This is a genomic window from Clostridium sp. CF012 (assembly GCF_018861755.1).
GTDB lineage: Bacteria > Bacillota > Clostridia > Clostridiales > Clostridiaceae > Clostridium_AD.
Genome location: NZ_JAHLEF010000002.1, coordinates 136,437 through 157,503 on the forward strand (window position 1 = coordinate 136,437; position 21,067 = coordinate 157,503).

19 protein-coding genes are annotated in these 21,067 nt (G+C 31.9%); 8 read left to right on the plus strand and 11 right to left on the minus strand.

All coding sequences use genetic code 11. From position 1 onward, the window contains the following. Positions 1–66 precede the first annotated feature (66 nt). Positions 67–2,610, plus strand: coding sequence for an FAD-dependent oxidoreductase (locus tag KPL50_RS03260; RefSeq protein WP_216297012.1), 2,544 nt, complete (start codon positions 67–69; stop codon positions 2,608–2,610). Between the two features lie 225 nt (positions 2,611–2,835). Here KPL50_RS03260 and KPL50_RS03265 read toward each other — a convergent pair whose 3' ends face one another. Then, positions 2,836–3,726: an N-acetylmuramoyl-L-alanine amidase gene (locus KPL50_RS03265; RefSeq protein WP_216297013.1), complete on the minus strand. Its 891-nt coding sequence runs from the start codon at positions 3,724–3,726 to the stop codon at positions 2,836–2,838. Positions 3,727–3,932: 206 nt separating this feature from the next. Here KPL50_RS03265 and KPL50_RS03270 point away from each other — a divergent pair, with 206 nt between their 5' ends. Next, positions 3,933–4,316 carry a hypothetical protein gene (locus tag KPL50_RS03270; RefSeq protein WP_216297014.1) on the plus strand — a complete coding sequence of 128 codons (384 nt, stop codon included), beginning with the start codon at positions 3,933–3,935 and terminating at the stop codon, positions 4,314–4,316. A gap of 15 nt (positions 4,317–4,331) precedes the next feature. On the opposite strand, the gene KPL50_RS03275 is transcribed toward KPL50_RS03270, so the two are convergent. The 4 genes from KPL50_RS03275 to yidA form a co-directional block, all read right to left on the minus strand. Continuing rightward, entirely contained in the window at positions 4,332–5,018 is a 687-nt protein-coding gene (locus KPL50_RS03275; RefSeq protein ID WP_216297015.1) for a PBECR4 domain-containing protein, read from the minus strand. Positions 5,019–5,749: 731 nt separating this feature from the next. Beyond that, the gene (locus KPL50_RS03280) at positions 5,750–6,406 is read right to left on the minus strand and encodes a deoxynucleoside kinase (protein ID WP_253200426.1); all 657 of its coding nucleotides are present in this window, start codon (positions 6,404–6,406) and stop codon (positions 5,750–5,752) included. Positions 6,407–6,898: 492 nt separating this feature from the next. Then, positions 6,899–7,576, minus strand: coding sequence for a hypothetical protein (locus KPL50_RS03285; RefSeq protein WP_216297016.1), 678 nt, complete (start codon positions 7,574–7,576; stop codon positions 6,899–6,901). 299 nt (positions 7,577–7,875) lie between these two features. Continuing rightward, on the minus strand, positions 7,876–8,700 hold the full coding sequence (gene yidA / locus KPL50_RS03290) for a sugar-phosphatase (RefSeq protein WP_216297017.1): 825 nt from the start codon (positions 8,698–8,700) through the stop codon (positions 7,876–7,878). 386 nt (positions 8,701–9,086) lie between these two features. On the opposite strand from yidA, the gene KPL50_RS03295 reads away from it, so the two are divergent. Continuing rightward, positions 9,087–11,384, plus strand: a complete 2,298-nt coding sequence (locus KPL50_RS03295; RefSeq protein WP_216297018.1) for a diguanylate cyclase — start codon at positions 9,087–9,089, stop codon at positions 11,382–11,384. A gap of 302 nt (positions 11,385–11,686) precedes the next feature. Here KPL50_RS03295 and KPL50_RS03300 read toward each other — a convergent pair whose 3' ends face one another. After that, a complete protein-coding gene (locus KPL50_RS03300) occupies positions 11,687–11,860 on the minus strand; it encodes a hypothetical protein (RefSeq protein WP_216297019.1) in 174 nt (57 codons plus the stop codon). A gap of 155 nt (positions 11,861–12,015) precedes the next feature. Between KPL50_RS03300 and KPL50_RS03305 the strand changes: the two genes are divergently transcribed. Next, on the plus strand, positions 12,016–12,186 hold the full coding sequence (locus tag KPL50_RS03305; protein ID WP_216297020.1) for a hypothetical protein: 171 nt from the start codon (positions 12,016–12,018) through the stop codon (positions 12,184–12,186). Here the strand turns inward: KPL50_RS03305 and cmk are convergent. Continuing rightward, complete coding sequence (gene cmk, locus KPL50_RS03310) at positions 12,158–12,703, minus strand: (d)CMP kinase (protein ID WP_216297021.1); 546 nt, start codon at positions 12,701–12,703, stop codon at positions 12,158–12,160. The genes KPL50_RS03305 and cmk overlap by 29 nt on opposite strands. A 196-nt stretch (positions 12,704–12,899) precedes the next feature. Between cmk and KPL50_RS03315 the strand changes: the two genes are divergently transcribed. Together KPL50_RS03315 and KPL50_RS03320 are read left to right on the plus strand one after the other, a co-directional pair. Next, positions 12,900–13,379 (plus strand): ferritin-like domain-containing protein, encoded by a 480-nt coding sequence (locus KPL50_RS03315; RefSeq protein WP_216297022.1) that lies wholly within the window; start codon positions 12,900–12,902, stop codon positions 13,377–13,379. A 255-nt stretch (positions 13,380–13,634) separates the two neighbouring features. Beyond that, positions 13,635–15,137, plus strand: a complete 1,503-nt coding sequence (locus KPL50_RS03320; RefSeq protein WP_216297023.1) for a leucyl aminopeptidase — start codon at positions 13,635–13,637, stop codon at positions 15,135–15,137. Between the two features lie 60 nt (positions 15,138–15,197). Here KPL50_RS03320 and KPL50_RS03325 read toward each other — a convergent pair whose 3' ends face one another. Next, positions 15,198–16,022 (minus strand): hypothetical protein, encoded by an 825-nt coding sequence (locus KPL50_RS03325; protein WP_216297024.1) that lies wholly within the window; start codon positions 16,020–16,022, stop codon positions 15,198–15,200. Positions 16,023–16,215: 193 nt separating this feature from the next. Here KPL50_RS03325 and KPL50_RS03330 point away from each other — a divergent pair, with 193 nt between their 5' ends. Continuing rightward, positions 16,216–18,039, plus strand: coding sequence for a MutS family DNA mismatch repair protein (locus KPL50_RS03330; protein ID WP_216297025.1), 1,824 nt, complete (start codon positions 16,216–16,218; stop codon positions 18,037–18,039). A 148-nt stretch (positions 18,040–18,187) separates the two neighbouring features. Here the strand turns inward: KPL50_RS03330 and KPL50_RS03335 are convergent, their stop codons facing one another. After that, on the minus strand, positions 18,188–19,207 hold the full coding sequence (locus tag KPL50_RS03335; RefSeq protein ID WP_253200427.1) for a ComEC/Rec2 family competence protein: 1,020 nt from the start codon (positions 19,205–19,207) through the stop codon (positions 18,188–18,190). Positions 19,208–19,458: 251 nt separating this feature from the next. On the opposite strand from KPL50_RS03335, the gene KPL50_RS03340 reads away from it, so the two are divergent. Beyond that, positions 19,459–19,602, plus strand: a complete 144-nt coding sequence (locus KPL50_RS03340; protein ID WP_216297026.1) for a hypothetical protein — start codon at positions 19,459–19,461, stop codon at positions 19,600–19,602. A gap of 71 nt (positions 19,603–19,673) precedes the next feature. On the opposite strand, the gene KPL50_RS03345 is transcribed toward KPL50_RS03340, so the two are convergent. Both KPL50_RS03345 and KPL50_RS03350 read right to left on the minus strand, forming a co-directional pair. Then, positions 19,674–20,438: a hypothetical protein gene (locus KPL50_RS03345; RefSeq protein ID WP_216297027.1), complete on the minus strand. Its 765-nt coding sequence runs from the start codon at positions 20,436–20,438 to the stop codon at positions 19,674–19,676. Positions 20,439–20,505: 67 nt separating this feature from the next. Next, positions 20,506–20,994 carry a VanZ family protein gene (locus tag KPL50_RS03350; RefSeq protein ID WP_216297028.1) on the minus strand — a complete coding sequence of 163 codons (489 nt, stop codon included), beginning with the start codon at positions 20,992–20,994 and terminating at the stop codon, positions 20,506–20,508. Between the last annotated feature and the right edge of the window lie 73 nt (positions 20,995–21,067).

The following is a 21,067-nucleotide window of genomic DNA, read 5'->3' on the forward strand; positions in this document are numbered from 1 at the left end:
TACGCCTATATTATAATGTTGAATAATAACTATTATTTTCCAATAGTAATTAAAGGAGTGTTGACAATGAAGGCATTAGAAGTAAAAAAAGATATTTACTGGGTAGGTGCATTAGACCCAAACCTTAGAATTTTTGATATAGTTATGTATACCCCTTTTGGTTCTACTTATAACTCTTTTGTAGTTAAAGGTAGCGAAAAGACAGCTGTATTCGAGACAGTAAAAGTAAAATTTTTTGATGAATATATTGAAAGACTAAAATCTTTAGACATTAATATAGAAACCCTTGATTATATTGTAGTCAGCCATACAGAGCCAGACCACGCAGGTTCAGTTGCTAAACTTTTAGAAATTTCTAAAAATGCAAAAGTAGTGGGTTCAGCAGCAGCCATTAAATTTCTTAAGGGTATTGCAAATAGAGATTTTGAATACATAACTGTTAAAGATGGCGATACTATAAATCTTGGAAATAAAACCCTATCCTTTATTTCAGCTCCTTTTCTTCACTGGCCAGATTCAATATTTACCTATATTGTGGAAGACAAGGTTCTTATCACCTGTGATTCCTTTGGAAGTCATTACTGCAATCCTGAAATGTATAATGATTTAAACCAAAACCAGGATAATTATAGAGAAGCCTTAAAATACTACTTTGATGGTATTATGTCCCCCTTTAAACCATATGTGTTAAAAGCTATAGACAAAATCAAAGACCTTCCAATAGATATTATATGCCCAGGACATGGCCCCATTTTAAGAGAAGACCCTTGGAATATAGTAAGCCAGTACAAAGAGTGGAGCCTTCCAATGGAAGCTTCGCAGGAGCCGCAAATTACCTTATGCTACGTATCAGCTTACGGCTATACTGAGGCTGTTGCTAAAAAAATACAACAGGGCATAAACACCTACTGTAACTTCAAAGTTAACATGTATGATGTTATACATAGTGATATGAATGATATTCTAGATAGTATAGATAAATCTCAAGGAATAATTTTCGGTTCTCCTACTATGAATGGAGATGCTCTAAAACCAATATGGGATATTCTAATAAATTTAAATCCTCTAGTTCATGGTGGTAAAGTAGCTTCTGCATTTGGCTCTTATGGTTGGAGTGGAGAAGCCGTTCCAAATATAGAGGCTAGATTAAAACAAATTAAGCTACATTTATATCCTTCCATGAAATATAATTTTAACCCCACAGAAGGAGATTTAAACTTTGCCTACAAATTCGGAGAAAGTTTTGCAGAAAAAATAGCTGAAAAAATTAAAATAAAAAGTTGCCCAATCAAACCTGCTACAGAAAAAAGATGGAAATGCGTAGTTTGTGGAGAAGAATTTGATGGCCCTAACCCACCTGAAACATGCCCTGCTTGTGGAGCCAGTGCTGACCAATTTATTCAAGTATCACAAGATGTAGTAACCTTTAGTTCTGATAAAAATGAAAAATTCCTAATCATCGGTAACGGTGCTGCTGGATATTATGCTGCGGATGCCATAAGAAAAAGAAATAAACAATGTGTTATAGAAATAATCTCTGATGAACCATACTTAACCTATTATAGACCTTCCATCTCTGATGGTATAAGTGAAGACCTTAAAGAAGATACTTTTTATCTATCTCCGAAACAGTGGTATGTGGATAATAACATTAGCCTTACCTTAGGAGTTCAGGTTCAAAGCCTAAAGCCTGAAGAAAAAAAAGTATTACTTAAAGATGGTAGCTCTATGAGTTATGATAAACTAATTTTAGCAAATGGAAGTCAAAACTTCATAATTCCTATACAAGGAGTAGAAAAACCAGGAGTCTTCACTTTAAGAAATTTAAAAGATTTAGAAGCCATTAGAAAAAATATGAAAACTGCAAAGAACGTAGTAATTGTAGGTGGCGGACTCCTAGGTCTTGAAGCAGCCTACGAAATAAGCAAGACTGGTCTAGACGTTTGTGTAGTGGAAGTCAGTAGTTTCCTACTTAATAAGCAATTAGATAGTGAAAGTAGCCTTATCCTTAAGACTGCAGTTGAAAACCAAAATATCGAAGTTATACTTTCCGATTCTGTGACCTCTATAGTAGGTGAAAAATCAGTTTCCTCTGTTAAGCTAAAAAGTGGAAGAACGCTAGAGGCAGATCTCGTGCTATTTTCAACAGGTATTGTACCAAATAAAAATATAGCCCATAAAACTAATATAATCACTAACAGAGGCATACTAATAAACGATAAAATGGAAACCAATGTTAAAGATATATATGCCTGTGGAGACATTGCAGAATTCGGGGGTAGAGTATATGGTAATTGGCCAGCTTCTGTAGAAATGGGTAAAGCGGCAGGAATGAATGCGGTAGGCGAAAGTAAAGACTTAGCCATCTCTCTAAGTGCTATCTCCTTCAATGCTATGGGACTAGAACTATTATCCGTAGGTGAGATATCCAAAGCAGGATCTATTGCTATTAGTATAAAGGATGATGAAAACAAAATATATAAAAAATTATTCTTCACTGAAAACATCCTAACCGGTGGAATTCTAATAGGAGACAACAAGTCTTCAGCCAAACTAATAAGTTCCATTGAAGAATCAAAAACACTAAAAGAAGTATTTGATATGCTTTAGAGCTGGTGCCACCCACGTGGCAAGTGGCATGTTGCATTTTTTAGTTTTAGGCATCCACGTAATAAAGAGCACATAAGACTTAAATGTCTTATGTGCTCTTTGCTTATTTTACGAAGGTAAAATTATCGTTGCCTGAACAGGATGCATAACAATTAGTAATTGCTATGTCCTCCTAAATAATACCTAACTGGTGATTAAAATAGTAGGTAATCGCAAGAGAATTTTCTATTGCATTAACGCCTTATCGATACCCTCTGACAATGCTTTCGATAATTTATATTGGTAATTTACATTTGCGAGTTGCTTGTCCTCTTCCACATTAGATTGGAAACCCATTTCCACTAAAATAACAGGAACCACGGACCAATTAAAACCTGTAAGATCATTTCTTTCCACAACACCTCTATTTTTCATCCCAATACTGTTAATTAAATTATTAAAAACTATCTCACCATATCTTTTGCTTGTTTTATATATAGCATTTGTGTTTTTACCATCTGCTGGAACTAGCATTGAGGCTCCCTCAACAGATGAATTATTATTTGAATCCGCATGAATTCTTATGACTAAGTCTGCCTCGGCCTTATTCCCAACCTGTGCCCTTGCAATATTCCCTAACATTTGTTTATTTTCTGTTTTAGTCATTATTACCTTATAGCCTTTTTCTTCTAGCAACCTCTTTAACCTAACTGCTACTCTCATATTAATCATGTACTCAGGAGTTTTTGTATTAATCCCCTGACCCCCACCCGGTTCCTTTATTTTCATTATATTGGAACCTGGAGCTTGTTGCTCTTTTTCTATACTGGTAACACTTGCATGTCCTGGGTCTATAACAATAACCATGTCAGAAGTTTTTTTCAATACCGGAATTTTAACTTCTTTTTTAGTTTCAGTCTTGACCTCAGCTGTTACCTTTTTTCCTACCCTAGCTATTTTTTCTTTTTCCATTCTCGTCAACGCGACTTTACTAGTTTTATTTATAGTTTCTTTATTAACATTCATATCTTGTTCAGATTTCCCATTTGCTTTACTCACATAAGTTGCCCCATATATTACTCCACCAATAATAGGTATACAAATAAAAATCAAAATAATCTTCTTCATTTTCGACATTTAAACACTCCCAACACTTTTCTTGAAAAATAACAATAACCAATGCCTATCTTACTATTCCTTTATGGGAATGTATATACTTATATAAGCTTGTTAACTAAAATTTAAAAAAATATTATATTTTAAATTCCAAGCATTTCATAGTATTATAATAGCCTAAAAACCCTAAACTAAAAAAGATGAATGTTAAAAAAGGAGGCCTTTTAATGGTACGTAAAAAAGATAACTACGTAAATGAGGACCGTGATAAAATAGAAAAGGCTAATAGAATAGAGGAACTTGAAAACCTAATAGAAAGTCACACTAGAACAGAGCGACATCTTGAACAACACTCTGATATTTCTTCACCTAGAAAAATCAGTGAATCAAGAGAAAAACAAGCTGAGAGAGAAGATAATATCGAAATATTAAAAGATAAAATTGTAAGTGGAAACAAGACCCAGTCCAATGAATCAGAAGGCCTAGCACGAAATTATACCTTTGCTAATGGATACATTGAACATAACAAAGAACACATGGATGAACTAGCCTTAGAAAACATGAAAGAAAAGCAGCAAAACCGAAGGGACAGGATGAACGGATTAACTTAAAAGGCAGGCAAAATCCTAAGGATTTTGCCTGCCTTTTCTTTTTAATACTTTAATTTTCTTTCCTTGCTGTTTAACCTCAATAGTTGCTGCAACCTCTAGTTCTGATTTAAAAGGATGTTTAGAAATGATTTTTTTATTTATAATCTTCATGTACTCTTGATTAATAATAAACCTATCACTATTGTCTCTTTCAACAATAAAAGTGCGGGGGTAGTAAACTCCTCTTTTCTCATCCTTCTCAATTCCCAAATGTATCCTACGTTCATAGTGAGTATCATATAATATAAATTCACAGGATATCTTAGAATGACCCGTAATATTATTAAATTTTATAATTTCACATTGCCTCAATAATTGATACAGGAATGAAAAGCAAAGGATTTTGTCTTTATCCCTAGAAAATTTTCTTTCATCCATGCTTTTTAGTTTTTTAATAGTTATATCCCCGTTAAATATACCCATATAGCCATTTTCACCACTGTAGAATTTTTTCGACTTATAGGGCACAATATGTTGAAACCCCATCAAATGGCATAGATTAACATCTAAGAATTCCAACTTAATTATACTTTCATTTTCCAACTGGAACACATATATGTTAGGGCAAATATATATATCATAAAACTCCTGTAGAAGCTTCAAAGAAATTTCAGAAATCTTGGGTAATCTAGTTAAATTTAATAGCTCATCTGTAGTTAGCATATTCCCTCCATAAGGAATGTCGTTAAAACTCATTCTAAATATAAAAATTTTATAATACTCTATGATACTAATAAAGTCTTAACTAATAAAAGTTAAGACTTCTAAAAAAATATATTCTATGTATAGATGAACAGCATATTAGTATTTTATGCCCTAATCGGCTAAGCTCCTAGTATATTTATTGTCTCCTAGGCGAGAGTGCGGGGCCGTTCGCTTATTCCCTCACAAGACTCAAATATTTTCAAAGTCTATATAGTCATTATACTCCTGATAACCAAAGAGTTCAAGTATGAAATTTCAACGAGTGACTTGCAAAAGAAGCGCAGAAACTGTTGAAATTCCATTTAGAAATTCTTCTTTTGCAAATATAAAATTCTCGTAAGTCTCCCAATCCGCATAACGATTAATAATTGTTATGTCCCCCAGAGACATGCCCAGAAGAAGATATAAATTATAACCATGAAGACGAAATCACGTAGAAGTTGATAAAAGTAAGTATGAAATTTCAACGGAGTGACTTGCAATAAGAAGCGCAGAAACATTGAAATTTGATTTAGAAATTCTTGCTTTGCGATTGTAAAATCCTCGTAAGCCTGCCAGGACGGCAGGCTAGCGAACTGAGGCAGGACGCCGAATGTGAGCGGTAGAGAATTTTACAATCGCAAAGCATTAGAATTTCTTAATCAAATTTCACGTTTTAAGCTCTTATTGCAAGTCACTCCGTAGATTTCTTACTTTATTTTTTCTAGCGCCTCATCTATAAGCCCCAGCACATATTCTTTATCTTTTTCATTATTTTCAAAATCTAATCCTTCTACATTTATCTTCAAAATTGGCGATATATTGTATTGCTCAAAATAAGCTCTATAATTAGAATTTAACTTTTCCCAATACTCACGTTCCACAATTTTCTCATACTCTCTGCCTCTTCTATTTATCTTTTCCATAGCTGCATCCACAGATGTTTCAAGATATACAAGTAATTTTGGTGCATTGCAATGTTCAATCATATTTTCGAATAGTTCGGCATACAAATCAAACTCTTCTACACACATCTCTCCTGCATCCTTTAGCATTTTAGCAAAAATTACGTCTCCATAAATACTTCTATCCATAACCGCATCTTTTACTTTTGAAGCTTCCTTAATATGTTTAAATCTTTTATTAAGAAAAAATATTTGGAGTGAAAAACTATATCTCTCTCTGTCATAATAAAATTTTTCTAATATTGGATTATCCACAACTGGCTCTTCAAAACGCACATACCCTTTTTCCGCCAATATGTTCATAAGTGTGGTCTTCCCCACGCCAACTACTCCATCGATAACTATCATGTCCCAGTGTCCTCCTCTATTTATCTTACTTAGTGATTTCTCATAAAACCCCATAATCTTATACTCCTCTTATGTCCTTCTTATGTATAGAAAATACACATCCGCTAAATATTTTCCTACTAAAATTTGATTACTACAAATGTAGGTGAAATTAAATGTAAAATCCTCGCGATCCTGATAAAAGGAATTTCAGCAACTCCAAGCATTTAAAAAAACGTAAAATGTATTTCTATATACAGTGTTTATTATAATCATAAAGTTGAAATCATGTAAGAGTCTTACGGCTAGTATGAAATTTCGCCGGAGTGACTTGCAATATGAGACGAAGAAACTGTTGAAATTCCATTTAGAAATTCTTTCTTTTACGAATATAAAATTCTCGTGAGCCTGACAGGAAGTCAGGCTAGCGAACCTGAGCCAGGACGGCGAATGTGAGCGTCAGAGAATTTTATATTCGCAAAAGATTAGAATTTCTTAATGGAATTTCCAGTTTTGAGTTCGTTTGCAGGGCACGCAGGCGAAATTTCATACTCCCCTGTTACCCCACTAGGCAATTCTAAGATTTTTTCTTTTTGAATAAGCCAAAATTACACCCAAGGCCAAGGATAAAAATGCAGCCATAAGTACCCTATACTCACCTGGCAACAAGAAAGTTATTGTATGAGCAGGTATCCAGAAAAAAGGAATAGTTTTAAACACAACAAAACTCATAAATCCATACCAATCTATTTTATTCGTTACAGCTCTAAGCTTAACCTTTCTAATTTCACTAAATTCCCCATGACCCAAATCTATATAAGTATCGGTAAGTCTATGCAGCGTCATAAAGGTAGGTCCAAAAATCAAATTCATAAAAGCACTTGTGAAAAAGGCAAATAATAATTTAGCTGAAAAAGTATCCGGTACACCACTAGGCAATAGTCCCTTCTTCATCGATCCAATTACTCCATTTGCAAATAAATCAAAGGCTATAACAAACCCCATTCCTAAAAAACCCCAAACTATAAATTTATATATAACTCCCACAGGTTTCTTATAATTTCCAGTTGATATTCTAAGTGCTAAAAGTTCTCCCATAGTAGCTAAAATTGAAACCTTTATAAATCCCATTATGTAAGGATGTGCTTTGTTAGCTACTGTATATATTTCATTAGTTGATGGAAAAGCCAATAAAAAAACAATTATCAGTAATGCTCCAAGCCATATTAAATCATTTTTTTTCACTATAATTCCCCCTTTGTATTCCTTTGTATTATATCAGAATCCCAAAGCAGTTTACAGATTTTTTTAACGGAATTGTGCCTATTTAAACATAAAAAAAGCTAGTAATTGGACTCTTACTAGCTTTCGATATTTGTTTTTAGAGGGAATTATTTTTTTAGTATTAATTTTTTCTTTAACTGGGGGGTATAAAGATGATCAATACTCAATGTATTAACAGTTTCTATGTTTTTATTATATACTGCTTTAATTTATTTGTCAACAACTATTATTAACTAATATTAATTGTATTCATTCTTTCTTTATACTGCGAAAGCCTCTTCGCCATTCAAAATGAACTTGTTGATTATATATGCTACTCCATCTTCTTCGTTAGTTTTAGTTATAAAGTTTGCAACTCTTTTAACTTCTGGGAAGGCATTCCCCATGGCAACTCCTAGTCCAGCATATTTAATCATATGGATATCATTGCCTGCATCGCCTATGCATATAACCTCTTCTTGTTTAATATTAAGTTTTTTTGCAAGAGCCGCTACCCCTGCACCTTTGTTCACTGATTTATGAAGAAACTCCAAGTAGAACGGTGCACTTCTAACTATTGTATACTTGCTACTTACTTCTTCAGGAATATTCTGCATTATTTCCTCTATTGACTCTGGCTCGTCTACAAACATAACCTTTACTATAGTTGTATCTGAAGATACATCTTCTACAGGAATTATTTCATTTGAGATACCATTCATTTCAGCCTCGCCTCTAGTATACTTAGTATCCTTAGGCGAAATTACGCTAGTCTCTGTTAATGCATGTATATTCACTTTTAAATCTTTACTTAGCTTGTACAAATATTTATAGTCTTCGAGTGTTAATGTTGTTTTAGATATTATTTCGCCACCTTGAGAGCTTTGAACAAGGGCTCCGTTAAAAGCTACAGCATAGTCCGTCTCTGAAACTAAATTAAGTTGCTCTAAATATTTTTTGAAACCAACTAAAGGTCTTCCTGATGCTAACACAACTTTTACTCCATTTTCTATCGCTAGTTGTATTGCCTCATAATTTGCTGGTGAAATTTTCTTTTCATCATTTAATAATGTTCCATCCATATCTAATGCTAATAATTTATACATTCATAACCTCCATGTAACTACATTTATTATAAATCACTCTAAAGTGACAAAATCATTCTTAACTATATTCTTATTAAGTATATCATGAATTTTTATAAGTAATGGATTTCAGAGTTTGTGAACTTTACGTGAATTTTTTATTTCGATACTCTTTATATCAATTATAAAAGTATAAGTTTCCCTAAAATTTACTTAATACTAACTCTATAAATATCTTATAGCTTCTTTTTTGTAAAATATTTTAATTATAACTAGCTATTGTGAATTTCAATACATAATAATGTTAAGTTAGAGAAAATATACTGACAAATCAGTTGTATTAATGTAAAATAATAACTGTAATATGTAAAATACACTAACTCTATACAATTAGGAGGCTAATTATAATGCTTAAAAAAGAAAGACCCTTAATAATTTTTCTATCAATTATTATTTTAGGAGCATTATTATTTGTTATTATCACCTTAAATAAATTAGCCACCATAAATACCACCTCAAATATTAGCTCCCAAAAGGGTGTATTGGAGCTTTCAAATTGGAATTTTCATAAAGATGGCTTTACTTCTCTTGACGGTCAGTGGGAATTTTACTGGCAACAATTATTGACACCAAAAGAAATTGCTACGAACTTAACACCTCCCTCTTATATGGAAATGCCAATGGAGTGGAATAAATATAATAAAAATTACAGTTCTAATGGCTATGCTACTTATAGTTTAACAATAAAACTAAATGAAAAATATAAAAACACGCTTTTAGGTATAAGCGTGCCTTCCATGTTATCTTCATATAAATTATGGGTGAATGGAAACCTATTATCCACCAATGGAGTTGTTGGTACAAGCCTTTCTACAGAACGCCCAGGAACCATGCCCATAACTAGTTATTTTATGAATAATAAAGGCGAAGTTCATTTAGTACTTCAAGTATCCAATTATAACTTTAGAGATGGCGGTACCTGGGACAAAATATATCTAGGCACCCAATCTCAAATGTCCAATAAAAGAGAGGCTTCCATTGCACTTGAAATTTTTCATTTTGGTGGTTTTCTTATAATGGGTTTATATCACTTATGGTTATTTGCTTTTAGGCCAGCTGATCTGTCCAAACTGTATTTCGGTGCTTTTTGTATAACTTTATCTGTAAGGGCCTCGATTATTGGTAACAAGTACCTTATATCCATGTTTAATAACTTAGGTTATAGCTCGGCTCTTAAACTAGAATACCTAACTTTTTATGCTGGAGTTTATTTTATGATAAGTTACATATATGTGGTTTTTAGAGATAATTATTCAAAATGGGTTAGAAATAGTTCCAAACTCTTTTGTTTTTTCTTTATAATTGCTACCATGCTTATATCTCCACTACTGGCATCAAAGCTTCTTATGATCTTTCAAATATTCACTTTACTAATGATTCTTTATGCTGCTTTTATTATATTAAAAGCATACCGCAGTAGAAAACAAACAAGCTTAATTATTGTAATTGGTTGCTTAGTTCCTATTGCAATAACCGCTATGTCCATACTACGATATCTTGGTTTAAATAATGCCAATGACTATTCACTATCGGGATTTTTCCTTCTCATACTCTTAAATGCTTTTATATTGGCAATGAATGAATCTAAATCCTATAGAAAAATAGAAAATTTATCTAAAGAAAAAGAACAGTATCTATTAGCAGAAAAACTTACACAAGTTACCTTTCTCCTAAATTCCACCTTAAATTTGCAAGAGGTTCTAGATAAACTATTAAAAAGTTTAAAAGAATTAGTACCCTATGACAGCGCCTCATTTTTTATGGAAGAAAATGGTTGTTTTAATGTTAGTGCCGCTAATGGCTTCGAAAATATGGAAATAATATACAAAATTTCTATTAATAAAGAAGAAGACAAGCTATTTAAAGAAATATTAGAAACTAAAACTCCATTATTAGTTTCTAACGTTAAAGCTGATCCTCGTTTTAAGCATCATATGGAGCTAACTACTCTTGAAAGTTGGATGGGAATACCTATATTATTTAAAAACAGACTTGTTGGTATCTTAACCTTAGATTCAACTGAAAAGGATATTTATACCCAGTACCACTGCGACATCGCCTCATACTTTGCATGTCATGCAGGAATGGCTATAGAGAATGCTAAGTTGCATGGAAAAACTCAAAAACTAGCTAGTATAGACCCCCTAACTAATTTATATAACAGACGTAGTTTTTTTGAACTTGCAAACATAAGCTTTGATAAAGCAAAAGCATTGCCACAGACTATTTCAGGCATTATGATGGACATTGACGATTTCAAGAAAATTAATGACAACCTAGGTCACCATACCGGTGACTTGGTATTAAAACGTCTATCTAAAGTTTGCTCTGAAGTCTTAAATAAGAATCATATTTTAGGTCGTTTTGGCGGTGAAGAATTTATTGTTCTATTACCAGCCACGTCCTTTGAAGAGGCAGAAATAATTGGGGAGAAACTACGAAGCACTATAGAAAATAATCCTATAATTATTAGAAAAACGGATTCAATCCCTATAACCTTAAGCATTGGAGTTGTGTCTATTACTCCAACAAAACAAGATTTGGAATATTTGTTTGTAGCGGCTGATAAAGCGATGTACCAGGCGAAAGCTCTAGGTAAAAATCAGGTTGTGTCAATAAATCTAGACAGTTTAATATTAACTTAGATGGAGAGGATACCTATCAAATCGTGAAAATAAAAGTATGAATTTTCTATGGAGTGACTTGCAATAAGAAACGGTAAAACTATTGAAATTCCATTTAGAAATTCTTCTTTTGGTAATATAAAATTCTCGTAAGCCTGCCAGGATACATAACGATTATTAAATAAAAGTATGGAATTTCGACGGAGTAACTTGCAATAAGAAGCGCAGAAATAATTGAAATTAGAATTTCTTAATCAAATTTCCTATTTCAAGCTCTTTTGCAAGGTACGCAGGAGAAATTTCATACTTTCTCTATTTCCTTGTTAAAGACTATCTATTTTTTTATTCTGACATCTCTTGCAAACCTTAATTTTTTCATTATTACCTAACATTATTTCATATAACACTTTTATTCTTTCCGTCTTACATACTGGGCAAGTTCCTCTTCCTCTTGATGGCAATTTCCACAAAGCTCTACCGCGAAATTCTTTTCCCATTCCAAATCCCCCTCTTTGTTTATTGTTCTCTAATCACTATTAATAGTATTAAATATTCAAGGGATTTATGATTACTTTTATATTTCGCGGAATATATATTCTAAATAGAGATTATTATTATTTTCATTCAAGTATTTTAATGAGGATTAATTATTATGAAAAAATTTTCTTTGGAAGATGCCTCTGGTCAAGAAATATACAGAGGTGATAATGCTGCTTCAATGAAGTTCTCACTTAAGATACTAAAAACAGAAATTCCCAGCTTTAAGCTCTTTTGCAAGGCACGTAGGAGAAATTTCATACTTTCTCAATTACCCTTTTTATAGCCTCTACCGTGTTTTCTATAACCCCTTCCATACTAACGTGTGAAGTATCAATAACTAAATCGTAGTTACTTTCCTTATCTATATCAATTTTATAAATATCCTTAAATCTACTAACCTCGAGTCGCCTTCTTTCAGTTATACTCACCTTGGCTTCTTTTATTGAAGCATACTTCTCTGAATTACCTCTTTCATTCTTCATAGACCTCTCTACTGCAACATCTAGATCTACCTTTAAATAAATTTTAAAGGAATCTGGTATAAAAAACCATGCAAGTCTAGCATCAAAAATAAAATTCACTTTGTCCCTTCCAATTTCCATAGTCTTATTATCAACTTCATAATCTAAATTATTATCAAGCATATACTTATTGTATTCTGTTATGGACATCCCTTTTTCCACCGCTAACCTTCTTTGTAATTCACCTACACTAAAATAAGTATAATCTAAAGCCTTACTTATAGCCTTAGCAACACTGCTTTTTCCTGAATATAAGGCTCCCGTTATAGTTATTTTCAATTTAAAATCATCTCCAATACATTAAAATAATCCATCAAATTATAACTCCAATTATACTTCATTCATATACTTTTTGAAACCATCCAAGTAACAAATAACAAGGGTTCTTCATATTATATATAATATTGACTTTACAATTATTTTCACAACAATTAATAATTGTTGTGCCCTAAAAAACACTAAAAGGAGGGTTAAAATGTTTACAAGCCCATATACCATGTATGATATGGCTTTATTAGAAAAATCCTTAGAAGGGATTAAATTAGCTGTTCAAGGTGAAAAAGAAGATGAATTGTTCTATGACTACTTAATAAGTATTGCCCCTACGGACGATGAAAAGAGAATCATTGCCTCTATAAGAGACGATGAACGTGGACATAATAAAATGTTTAGACAAATATATAAAAGCATAACTGGTGCTTCCCTACCCCCTGGTGAAGCTGAGGAATTTGTGAAGCCTATTTCTTACCTTGATGGTATAAAAAAAGCTTTATTTGGAGAACTTAGTGCAGTAGAAAGATATAGAGAAATCAGAAGAGGCCTTCCATCTACAATGTATAGAGACATTCTTTTCAACATTATAACTGACGAAATAAAGCATAGTGCTAAATACAATTACTTATTCACCTTAAACAGTCACAATATGCTAAGAGATTTACGCTATGGTGAGTTCTAGTAGATCTCAGTAGTGACTTGCAATAAGAAGCTTGAAACTGTTAGATTTCTTAATGGAATTTCCAGTTTCAAGCTCTTTTGCAAGGCACGTATGAGAAATTTCATACTTCATGTATGAACTAAATGGCTATTGACAAAATTAGTCACTAAGCATACAATCAAATTAGATATTACTTGATAATCATTATCGTTTTATACAAATTAGGCCCATAAATAAATGCGCATTTACAAAAAAAGAAAGAGAAGGTGAATATGTATGATATTCAATAGCAAAAATATAAAATCTAGCAGCAATGAAAATGAAGCTGAAACAAAATTTATTACATATTTTGAGGATTCCAAATTAGAAGATTTAAATTTATCATTAGATAATGAATTAATCTCTAAAATTAAATTTACATTAGATAATGAAGACTTTAAATGTAAAAATGGCCAGCTTCAAATTATCAATTTATTTAGAAATGAAAGCCCTAAAAATATAATCCTAGTTGGTGTTGGTAAAAAAGAAGATTTTAATTTAGACAAATTAAGAAAAAGTATTGCAAAAGCAGTAAAAGAATCAGCAAATCTTAAATCTAAATCCATTGACATAAATATAGAAAACTTAATTAGCTTAATGAACTTAGATGAGACAGCTCGAACTATTTCCGAAGCTACGATTATGGCTGGTTATAAGTTTGATAAGTATAAATCAGATAAAAAAGTTTCTACCTTAGAACAATTTACTATAATCTATACCCAGGAGGACCAATTAGAAAATATTGATAAGGGAATTAATGAGGGTATAATACTTGGACAGGCTAACTTATTAGCTAGAACCTTAGTTAATGAACCTGCTAATATATTAAGTCCTATAGAGCTAGCTAGCGCGTCAAAAAAAGCTGGTGATGAAAGTGGCTTTGAAGTAGAAATATTTGATGAACCTTCCATTAAAGAATTGAATATGCAAGCATTCCTTGAAGTTGCTAAAGGTTCTGAGAACCCACCAAGATTAATTGTAATGAGATACAATGGTAACCCAGATAACAAAGATGAAATTATAGGACTAGTTGGGAAAGGCCTTACTTATGATTGCGGCGGATTATCTATAAAAACTACTCCCGGAATGGTTACAATGAAATCTGATATGGGTGGAGCAGCAGCCGTAATTGGCGCTATGACCGCTATAACAAAACTAAAAGCAAAGGTAAATGTAGTTGCAGTAGTTGCTTCTTGTGAAAATATGATTAGTGGAAAAAGTTACAGACCAGGAGACATAATTGGCTCCATGGGTGGAAAAACCATAGAAGTACTTAATACTGATGCCGAAGGAAGATTAACTCTTGTAGATGCAGTAAATTATATAATTGAAAAAGAGCACGCTACTAAAGTAGTAGATGTAGCCACCTTAACTGGAGCAGTTATTTCAGCTTTAGGCACTACAGCTACAGGGGTAGTTTCAAATAATGATTTCTTCTATAATAGATTAGAGCAAGCTTCAAAAATTTGTGATGAAAAGGTTTGGAGATTACCTGCCTTTGATGAATATAAAGAATTACTAAAATCTGATGTAGCAGACCTTAAAAACCTAGGTGGTCCAAAAGCTGGAACTATAACCGCTGGATTATTCATTGGCGAATTTGTAGGAGAAAATCCTTGGCTACACCTTGATATAGCTGGAACTTCTTGGTCAGAAAAAGACAGTGATTATGCATCCAAGGGTGGGACTGGCTCAGGAGCTAGATTGTTATATCACTTAATTAAGCAATTAGAAAAATAGAAAAATAAGGTGTTGCCTCGAAATGATTAAAAAATCATTTCGAGTCAACACCTTAAATTTTTACTGACCCTTAGCTTCACCTAAAGCTTTATTAAGCTTGCTATTAATATCACTTATGACCTTTTTCTTTTCTTCTATAGATTTACCTTTAACTTCTTTAATGGTGTTTTGAACTTGTTTTATTTCTTCCTTTTGTGTTTCATTCATAAACACAACAGCACTTTGTATTTTTTCTTCTAAAGTTGCTAGCTGCTTGTCTATATCCGCCACACTACTCTTACTGAAATCTTCAATTATCTTTTTAACATCTAATTTCTCAGCTGTTCCTAATATTTTATTATCTACAATTTTCAAACTTTCGATCTTAAAAGGAAGTGCGCTCTCATTGATTTTTATTAGATTGCCTTCTACATAAAACACCGTATTGTTTTGCTTTTTTATTTGTGAAATTATAAGGCTCTTAGGTAATGGAATCTTGCCAATCTTAAAATTGTCAGCAACATATGAAATTTCTCCATTTGAGTAATTTAGTTTGCCTCTAGAAGAAAGTAATAAATTAAGTTTGTTATAACTTATAGGAACCTCAATTAAAAGCTCATCCTTTAATACATTTACATTAACGCCCTGTACAGTTATATTGCCCTTACTTATAGGCTTCGCAAAATATATGTTACATAACTCATCTATTTCCTTTTGAATTAATCCAAATTCTCCACCTTTTATCTTAATAAATTTAAGCTTATTTATAACCTCTGTGGAATCTGTTTTTTTAACAGCTACTCCACCAGTATATAATATCATGTATGCAAAGACTGCCAGTAGTACTACTTTAATAATTAGTTTAAATATCCCGCTGATTTTCTTCATTTTTTTATTTCTAGCCATAATCTCTCCTTCTATTCTTAATAATTATATATTATCACATATAATATATCATAACCCCGCAAATTAGATAGTTCACAAATAGTTTATCCTTACCTACCATATTTTTGTTTATATTATCCTATTATCGAAAATTGCGGACCAAGCCTTTTTTATGATATTATATATCTAATATAGAAACTTCTAGGAGGATATCATGGAAACTAAAAAAACACTTTATGCTAATCGAAAAAAACATTATGATAATCTATTAAAAAAACAAAATGAAACGGTAAGTTTTATAAGCCTATTAAGATTTTTAGTCTTTGCAAGCGGGTTAGGCTTTACGATTTTCTTCTACATGCGAACTAATTATTATTTGTGCCTTTCTGCATTAATTGCCACCTCTATCATATTTGTATTTTTGGCAATTAAACATATCAAGATAAAACACAATAAAATTCGTTGTTCAATTTTGTCTGAAATTAACGAAAATTGTATAAAACGTCTTGATAATAATTGGAAGGATTTCGCTGATAATGGTGAGGATTTTTCTGATGAAAATCACAATTATACAAAAGACTTAGATATATTTGGTGAAAGCTCCCTTTTTCAATGGATCAACACCTGCACAACTTATTTTGGCAGAAAAAAATTGAAGGATACTCTCTCTGCCCCTATTTATAGTATTGAACAAATACATAAAAGACAGACCGCCCTTAAGGAGCTGGCAAATAATATTGGGTGGACACAAAGATTACAAGCGGAAGCGATCCTAAGTGAAAACAAAAATCATGACCCTAAAGAATTATTTCAATGGGCAGAGGATTCAAATGAGTTTTTCCTGAAATCCTGGGTAATAGCAACAATAAGGATATTGCCAATAATAACTATATCAATTTTTCTTGCCTCACTTATTTTTTCAAAGGTTTCCTATAAAATAGGACTTTTATCCATTGTGCTTCACATAATACTGCTGGCACTTGGCTATAAACCAACAAGTAAGGATTTGAATACTGTACATCAATATAAAAATACAATTCTTATATATAATAATCTCCTTTTGCATATAGAAAATAAGGCTTTTAGCTCAGAGTATTTGATAAAATTAAAAGAAAAACTTATAAATAGTCAAGGACTTACGGCTTCTTTTCAGATAAAAAAGTTAGTAAATCTAGTAAACCTAATATCTGACAGAAGCAATATGTATTATATTCCTATAAATATCCTTACTCTGTGGGATTACCAATGTTTAATTAATCTACAGCGTTTTAAAAAAGCTAGCGGTGCTTCACTAAAATCTTGGCTAGAGGTTATTGGTGAAATGGAAGCCTTGAATAGTTTAGGAGCTATAGCCTATGAGCATAGTGATTGGGCTATGCCAAAGTTCCAGGCCGAATCCCCTATATTTAAAGCTAAAAAGCTTGGCCATCCACTACTTGGAAGCAAAAGAGTATACAATGACGTTCTCATAGAAAAATCACAAAATATTCTTTTAATAACTGGTTCCAATATGTCTGGAAAAAGCACACTACTTCGTACTACAGGCATTAACTTGGTCTTAGCCTATGCTGGTGCTCCTGTATGTGCAGATGACTTTTACTGCTCTATAATGGATATTTATACCTGCATGAGGACAAGTGATAATTTAGAAAAAAATATTTCTTCCTTCTATGCAGAGCTTTTAAGAATAAAGAAGCTTGTAAGCGCTACGGAAAATAAAGCACCAATATTCTTCTTATTAGATGAAATCTTTAAAGGAACAAATTCTATAGATAGGCATACCGGGGCAAAGGTTTTGGTAAGCAAACTAAGTAATGAGAATGCACTAGGCTTTGTATCTACCCACGATTTAGAACTAGGCGAAATACAGAATACCAATGTGAAAGTAAAAAATTATCACCTTAAAGAATATTATAAAGATGATAAATTATACTTTGACTATAAACTTAGACCTGGCGTTTCTACCACTAGAAATGCATTATACTTAATGAAAATGGCAGGGCTTGAAATTCCACCTGACATTGAAATTCCTAAATAAAAATATAGTTTGTATCTCTACTAAAATAATAAAACTATCAAAATACCTCTCAGGTATCTTGATAGTTTTATTTTTGCTATCTTCATATATTTTACTGTAATTATCCTAGTAGAAGCTTGATATGAAGAAGAATCATAGGAAGGATAGCCTAAGGTCTACCTGCCTTATAACTGCCCGGTTTTGTGTTAAAAGTTATGGTTTTCCCATTAGATGTGGCAATAATTGTGCCTAGTTCATCTGTTCTGTATACAGTTATATTTTTCTTTTTTAACTTATCCATGGTTTCCTTATGTGGATGACCATAATCGTTTCCTTTTTCACAAGATATAACTGCATACTTTGGATTTACCTTAGCTAGAAATTCCGACTTAGAAGAAGAATGGCTTCCATGATGGCCTACTTTAAGTAAATCTGACTTCACATTAAAACCTTTTGCAAGAATTTCACTTTCTGATATGTCTTCGGCATCTCCTGTTAAAAGGAAAGAATTGCTTCCAAATTCTAATTTTACCACTACAGAAAAATTATTGAGATCCTTATATTTACTATTGTTTGGTGCTAATATAGTAAGTTTTGCAGAACCTAAATTGAAGGTTTCGCCTGGTTTTGGTACTGCTACCTTCAATCCTTTATTTTTTATTGCTACGATTACATCTCCAAAAGCTTTTGTAGTAGATGTAGCTTTAGGTAAATATATTTTATCTATTTTAAAATCATTAATTACATAATCTAAGCCTCCAATATGATCCTCATGTGGATGAGTTCCAATAACATAATCTAAGCTCTTTACGCCTTGCTGTAACAAGTAATTTTTAACTAGCTTACCATCACCATTATTTCCTGCATCAATAAGCATAAATTTTGAACCTTGCTCTATTAAAATACTATCTGCTTGTCCTACATTAATAAAATGAACTTTTAAATTGCCATTTACAGTTAAATTAGCATTTTTACCTGTGTCTTGGGTTGTTTTGCTATTATCCACCGCTATCTTAGTACTTTCATCTGCTATTTTACTGTTTTCCTTTGACTTTACTGCTTGCTGCGTATTGTTACTCATTTTTTCATTTACAACACTAGTTGAGTTATCTCCTACACTACTAGCACACCCTGATAAAATAAAAACAAATAAAAACAAGATCAAAAAGTTAATTTTAAATCTTTTCATATGAATTCCCCCTTTTAATCTTTTTATGACCATGCCATAATTATAACAATTATATACTACCATACAACACTTTTGTAGTTTTGTGAATTTTTTTGGCTTTTTTTGTAATTTTATTTTTATTTTTAATGTCAATTAACAATTAAACCATGTATATATTTTAACTATTTCCCTATGATTCAATAGTGTTTTAATTTTATTTTTGAGCAAAATAGTATTATAGTAATATAGTATTGTCGGAAAGGAGAAATGTTATGAAAATTAATTTAATATTCAAAAATTTTATTATCTTAATTTCTATAACTACTTTTTTAAGAAGCTCCTTTTTTGTAAAAAATTGTAGCAAAGATGAAGACTTTAAAAACAAGTATGGCGTTCAATTAGTTTTAGCCGAGTAAAAGTCAAAAAAATAAAAAAGTTATACATGCTATCCAATGGAAAGCATGTATAACTTTTTTAAAGAAATAAATTATTTTTTTTCTACATGGTGACCATGTTTGCCATGGTTATACTCCGGCAATATTTTTTGTATTTCTTTTTCTTGCTCTTTAGTTATAGTTTTATTATCAAGGAGTACTTTCATTGGATTTACCATATTGCTCTTGTTTTTTTCCATATATTCGTTTCTTTCTTTTTCGTTCATGTCCTTCATTTTTTTATAATTTTCTTTTCTTTCAGCATCCCTTGCCATTATAGCTTCTTTAACCTTAACACTTTGATCTGCAGTTAATACTTTACTAGTTACAAGAGTATTTAAGCCCTTTTGTATTTTTTCATTTCTCAATTCTGTATGTTTAAGTTGCATTTTTTCTTTAAGTGCATTAGATTTTTCCTGAGTTAGGATACCATCCGTTACTAGGCCCGTAAATAATCCACCTTTTGGACCTTCACACTTTCCACTTTTGCATTTTTCATCGGTTTTGTTTTCGATGGATCTATTCTGGGATTTAGTCTTTACATATTCTAAGACCTTAACACCTTCATGTTGTGTTATAATACCTGAATTTACACTATCCCCAATTACAGTTTCTAGTATAACCTTCATCTCTGCCTGTCTTTCTTGCATTAACTTTTCACTTTCCATAGGAACTTTAACATCCATACTTGAAGCAAGTTTCATATTTGCACTTCCACTATCTTTTACTGCAGCAAAACTAAGACTTGTTCCAGAAAATGCTAAGCCTGTGCATAACATTCCACTTAATATTTTAATTCTTAAAGATGTTTTTTTCATATTTAACTCTCCTTACAGCGAATTTTAGTACCTACTTATTATGACTATATTGAATCAATAATATGCATTAGTATATCCTCGCTGCCACCTTATTTCCGCGGAATTTATAGCCAATATTATATATTAACAGGGCTAAAACTCCGCCGGCAAAATCAATTACTATATCAAAAACCAATGAGGTTCGACCTGGTACAAGTTTTTGAATAAATTCATCTATCACAGGAAAAAGTAAAAGAATAAATAATAATAAAAATATTTCACTTGTCTTATATAATTTAAATTCCCTCACTGCACTGCATAACAATAAGCTAAAAATAAAGTACTGGAAAAAATGCGCATTTTTCCTTACATAATAGTTTATATCACTAATTTTAAAACCGGGTACAGCAACGCTAACAGGCGTAATCCTCATAACCTTACTTGCTACCTTTATAACCTCTTTACTAGTTTTTTGTGATGTCTCTCCTTGTCTTGTGCCATTATAAAAAATCACACCAAGCCAAATGACACAAAGTAAAACCTTAGCTATTGTTTTTCTTTTAAATATATTTTCCATAAATTTCTCCTATACGTAACTTTATTATTTTTAAGTGTTAGGCTTTTCACACGTCACCTTCACACTAATATCC

Coding starts and splice junctions, on each gene's coding strand:
- KPL50_RS03260 (WP_216297012.1), top strand. CDS start 67: ATGAAGGCATTAGAAGTAAAAAAAGATATTTACTGGGTAGGTGCATTA.
- KPL50_RS03265 (WP_216297013.1), bottom strand. CDS start 3,726: ATGTCGAAAATGAAGAAGATTATTTTGATTTTTATTTGTATACCTATT.
- KPL50_RS03270 (WP_216297014.1), top strand. CDS start 3,933: ATGGTACGTAAAAAAGATAACTACGTAAATGAGGACCGTGATAAAATA.
- KPL50_RS03275 (WP_216297015.1), bottom strand. CDS start 5,018: ATGCTAACTACAGATGAGCTATTAAATTTAACTAGATTACCCAAGATT.
- KPL50_RS03280 (WP_253200426.1), bottom strand. CDS start 6,406: ATGGGGTTTTATGAGAAATCACTAAGTAAGATAAATAGAGGAGGACAC.
- yidA (WP_216297017.1), bottom strand. CDS start 8,700: ATGTATAAATTATTAGCATTAGATATGGATGGAACATTATTAAATGAT.
- KPL50_RS03295 (WP_216297018.1), top strand. CDS start 9,087: ATGCTTAAAAAAGAAAGACCCTTAATAATTTTTCTATCAATTATTATT.
- KPL50_RS03300 (WP_216297019.1), bottom strand. CDS start 11,860: ATGGGAAAAGAATTTCGCGGTAGAGCTTTGTGGAAATTGCCATCAAGA.
- KPL50_RS03305 (WP_216297020.1), top strand. CDS start 12,016: ATGAAAAAATTTTCTTTGGAAGATGCCTCTGGTCAAGAAATATACAGA.
- KPL50_RS03315 (WP_216297022.1), top strand. CDS start 12,900: ATGTTTACAAGCCCATATACCATGTATGATATGGCTTTATTAGAAAAA.
- KPL50_RS03320 (WP_216297023.1), top strand. CDS start 13,635: ATGATATTCAATAGCAAAAATATAAAATCTAGCAGCAATGAAAATGAA.
- KPL50_RS03325 (WP_216297024.1), bottom strand. CDS start 16,022: ATGGCTAGAAATAAAAAAATGAAGAAAATCAGCGGGATATTTAAACTA.
- KPL50_RS03330 (WP_216297025.1), top strand. CDS start 16,216: ATGGAAACTAAAAAAACACTTTATGCTAATCGAAAAAAACATTATGAT.
- KPL50_RS03335 (WP_253200427.1), bottom strand. CDS start 19,207: ATGAAAAGATTTAAAATTAACTTTTTGATCTTGTTTTTATTTGTTTTT.
- KPL50_RS03340 (WP_216297026.1), top strand. CDS start 19,459: ATGAAAATTAATTTAATATTCAAAAATTTTATTATCTTAATTTCTATA.
- KPL50_RS03345 (WP_216297027.1), bottom strand. CDS start 20,438: ATGAAAAAAACATCTTTAAGAATTAAAATATTAAGTGGAATGTTATGC.
- KPL50_RS03350 (WP_216297028.1), bottom strand. CDS start 20,994: ATGGAAAATATATTTAAAAGAAAAACAATAGCTAAGGTTTTACTTTGT.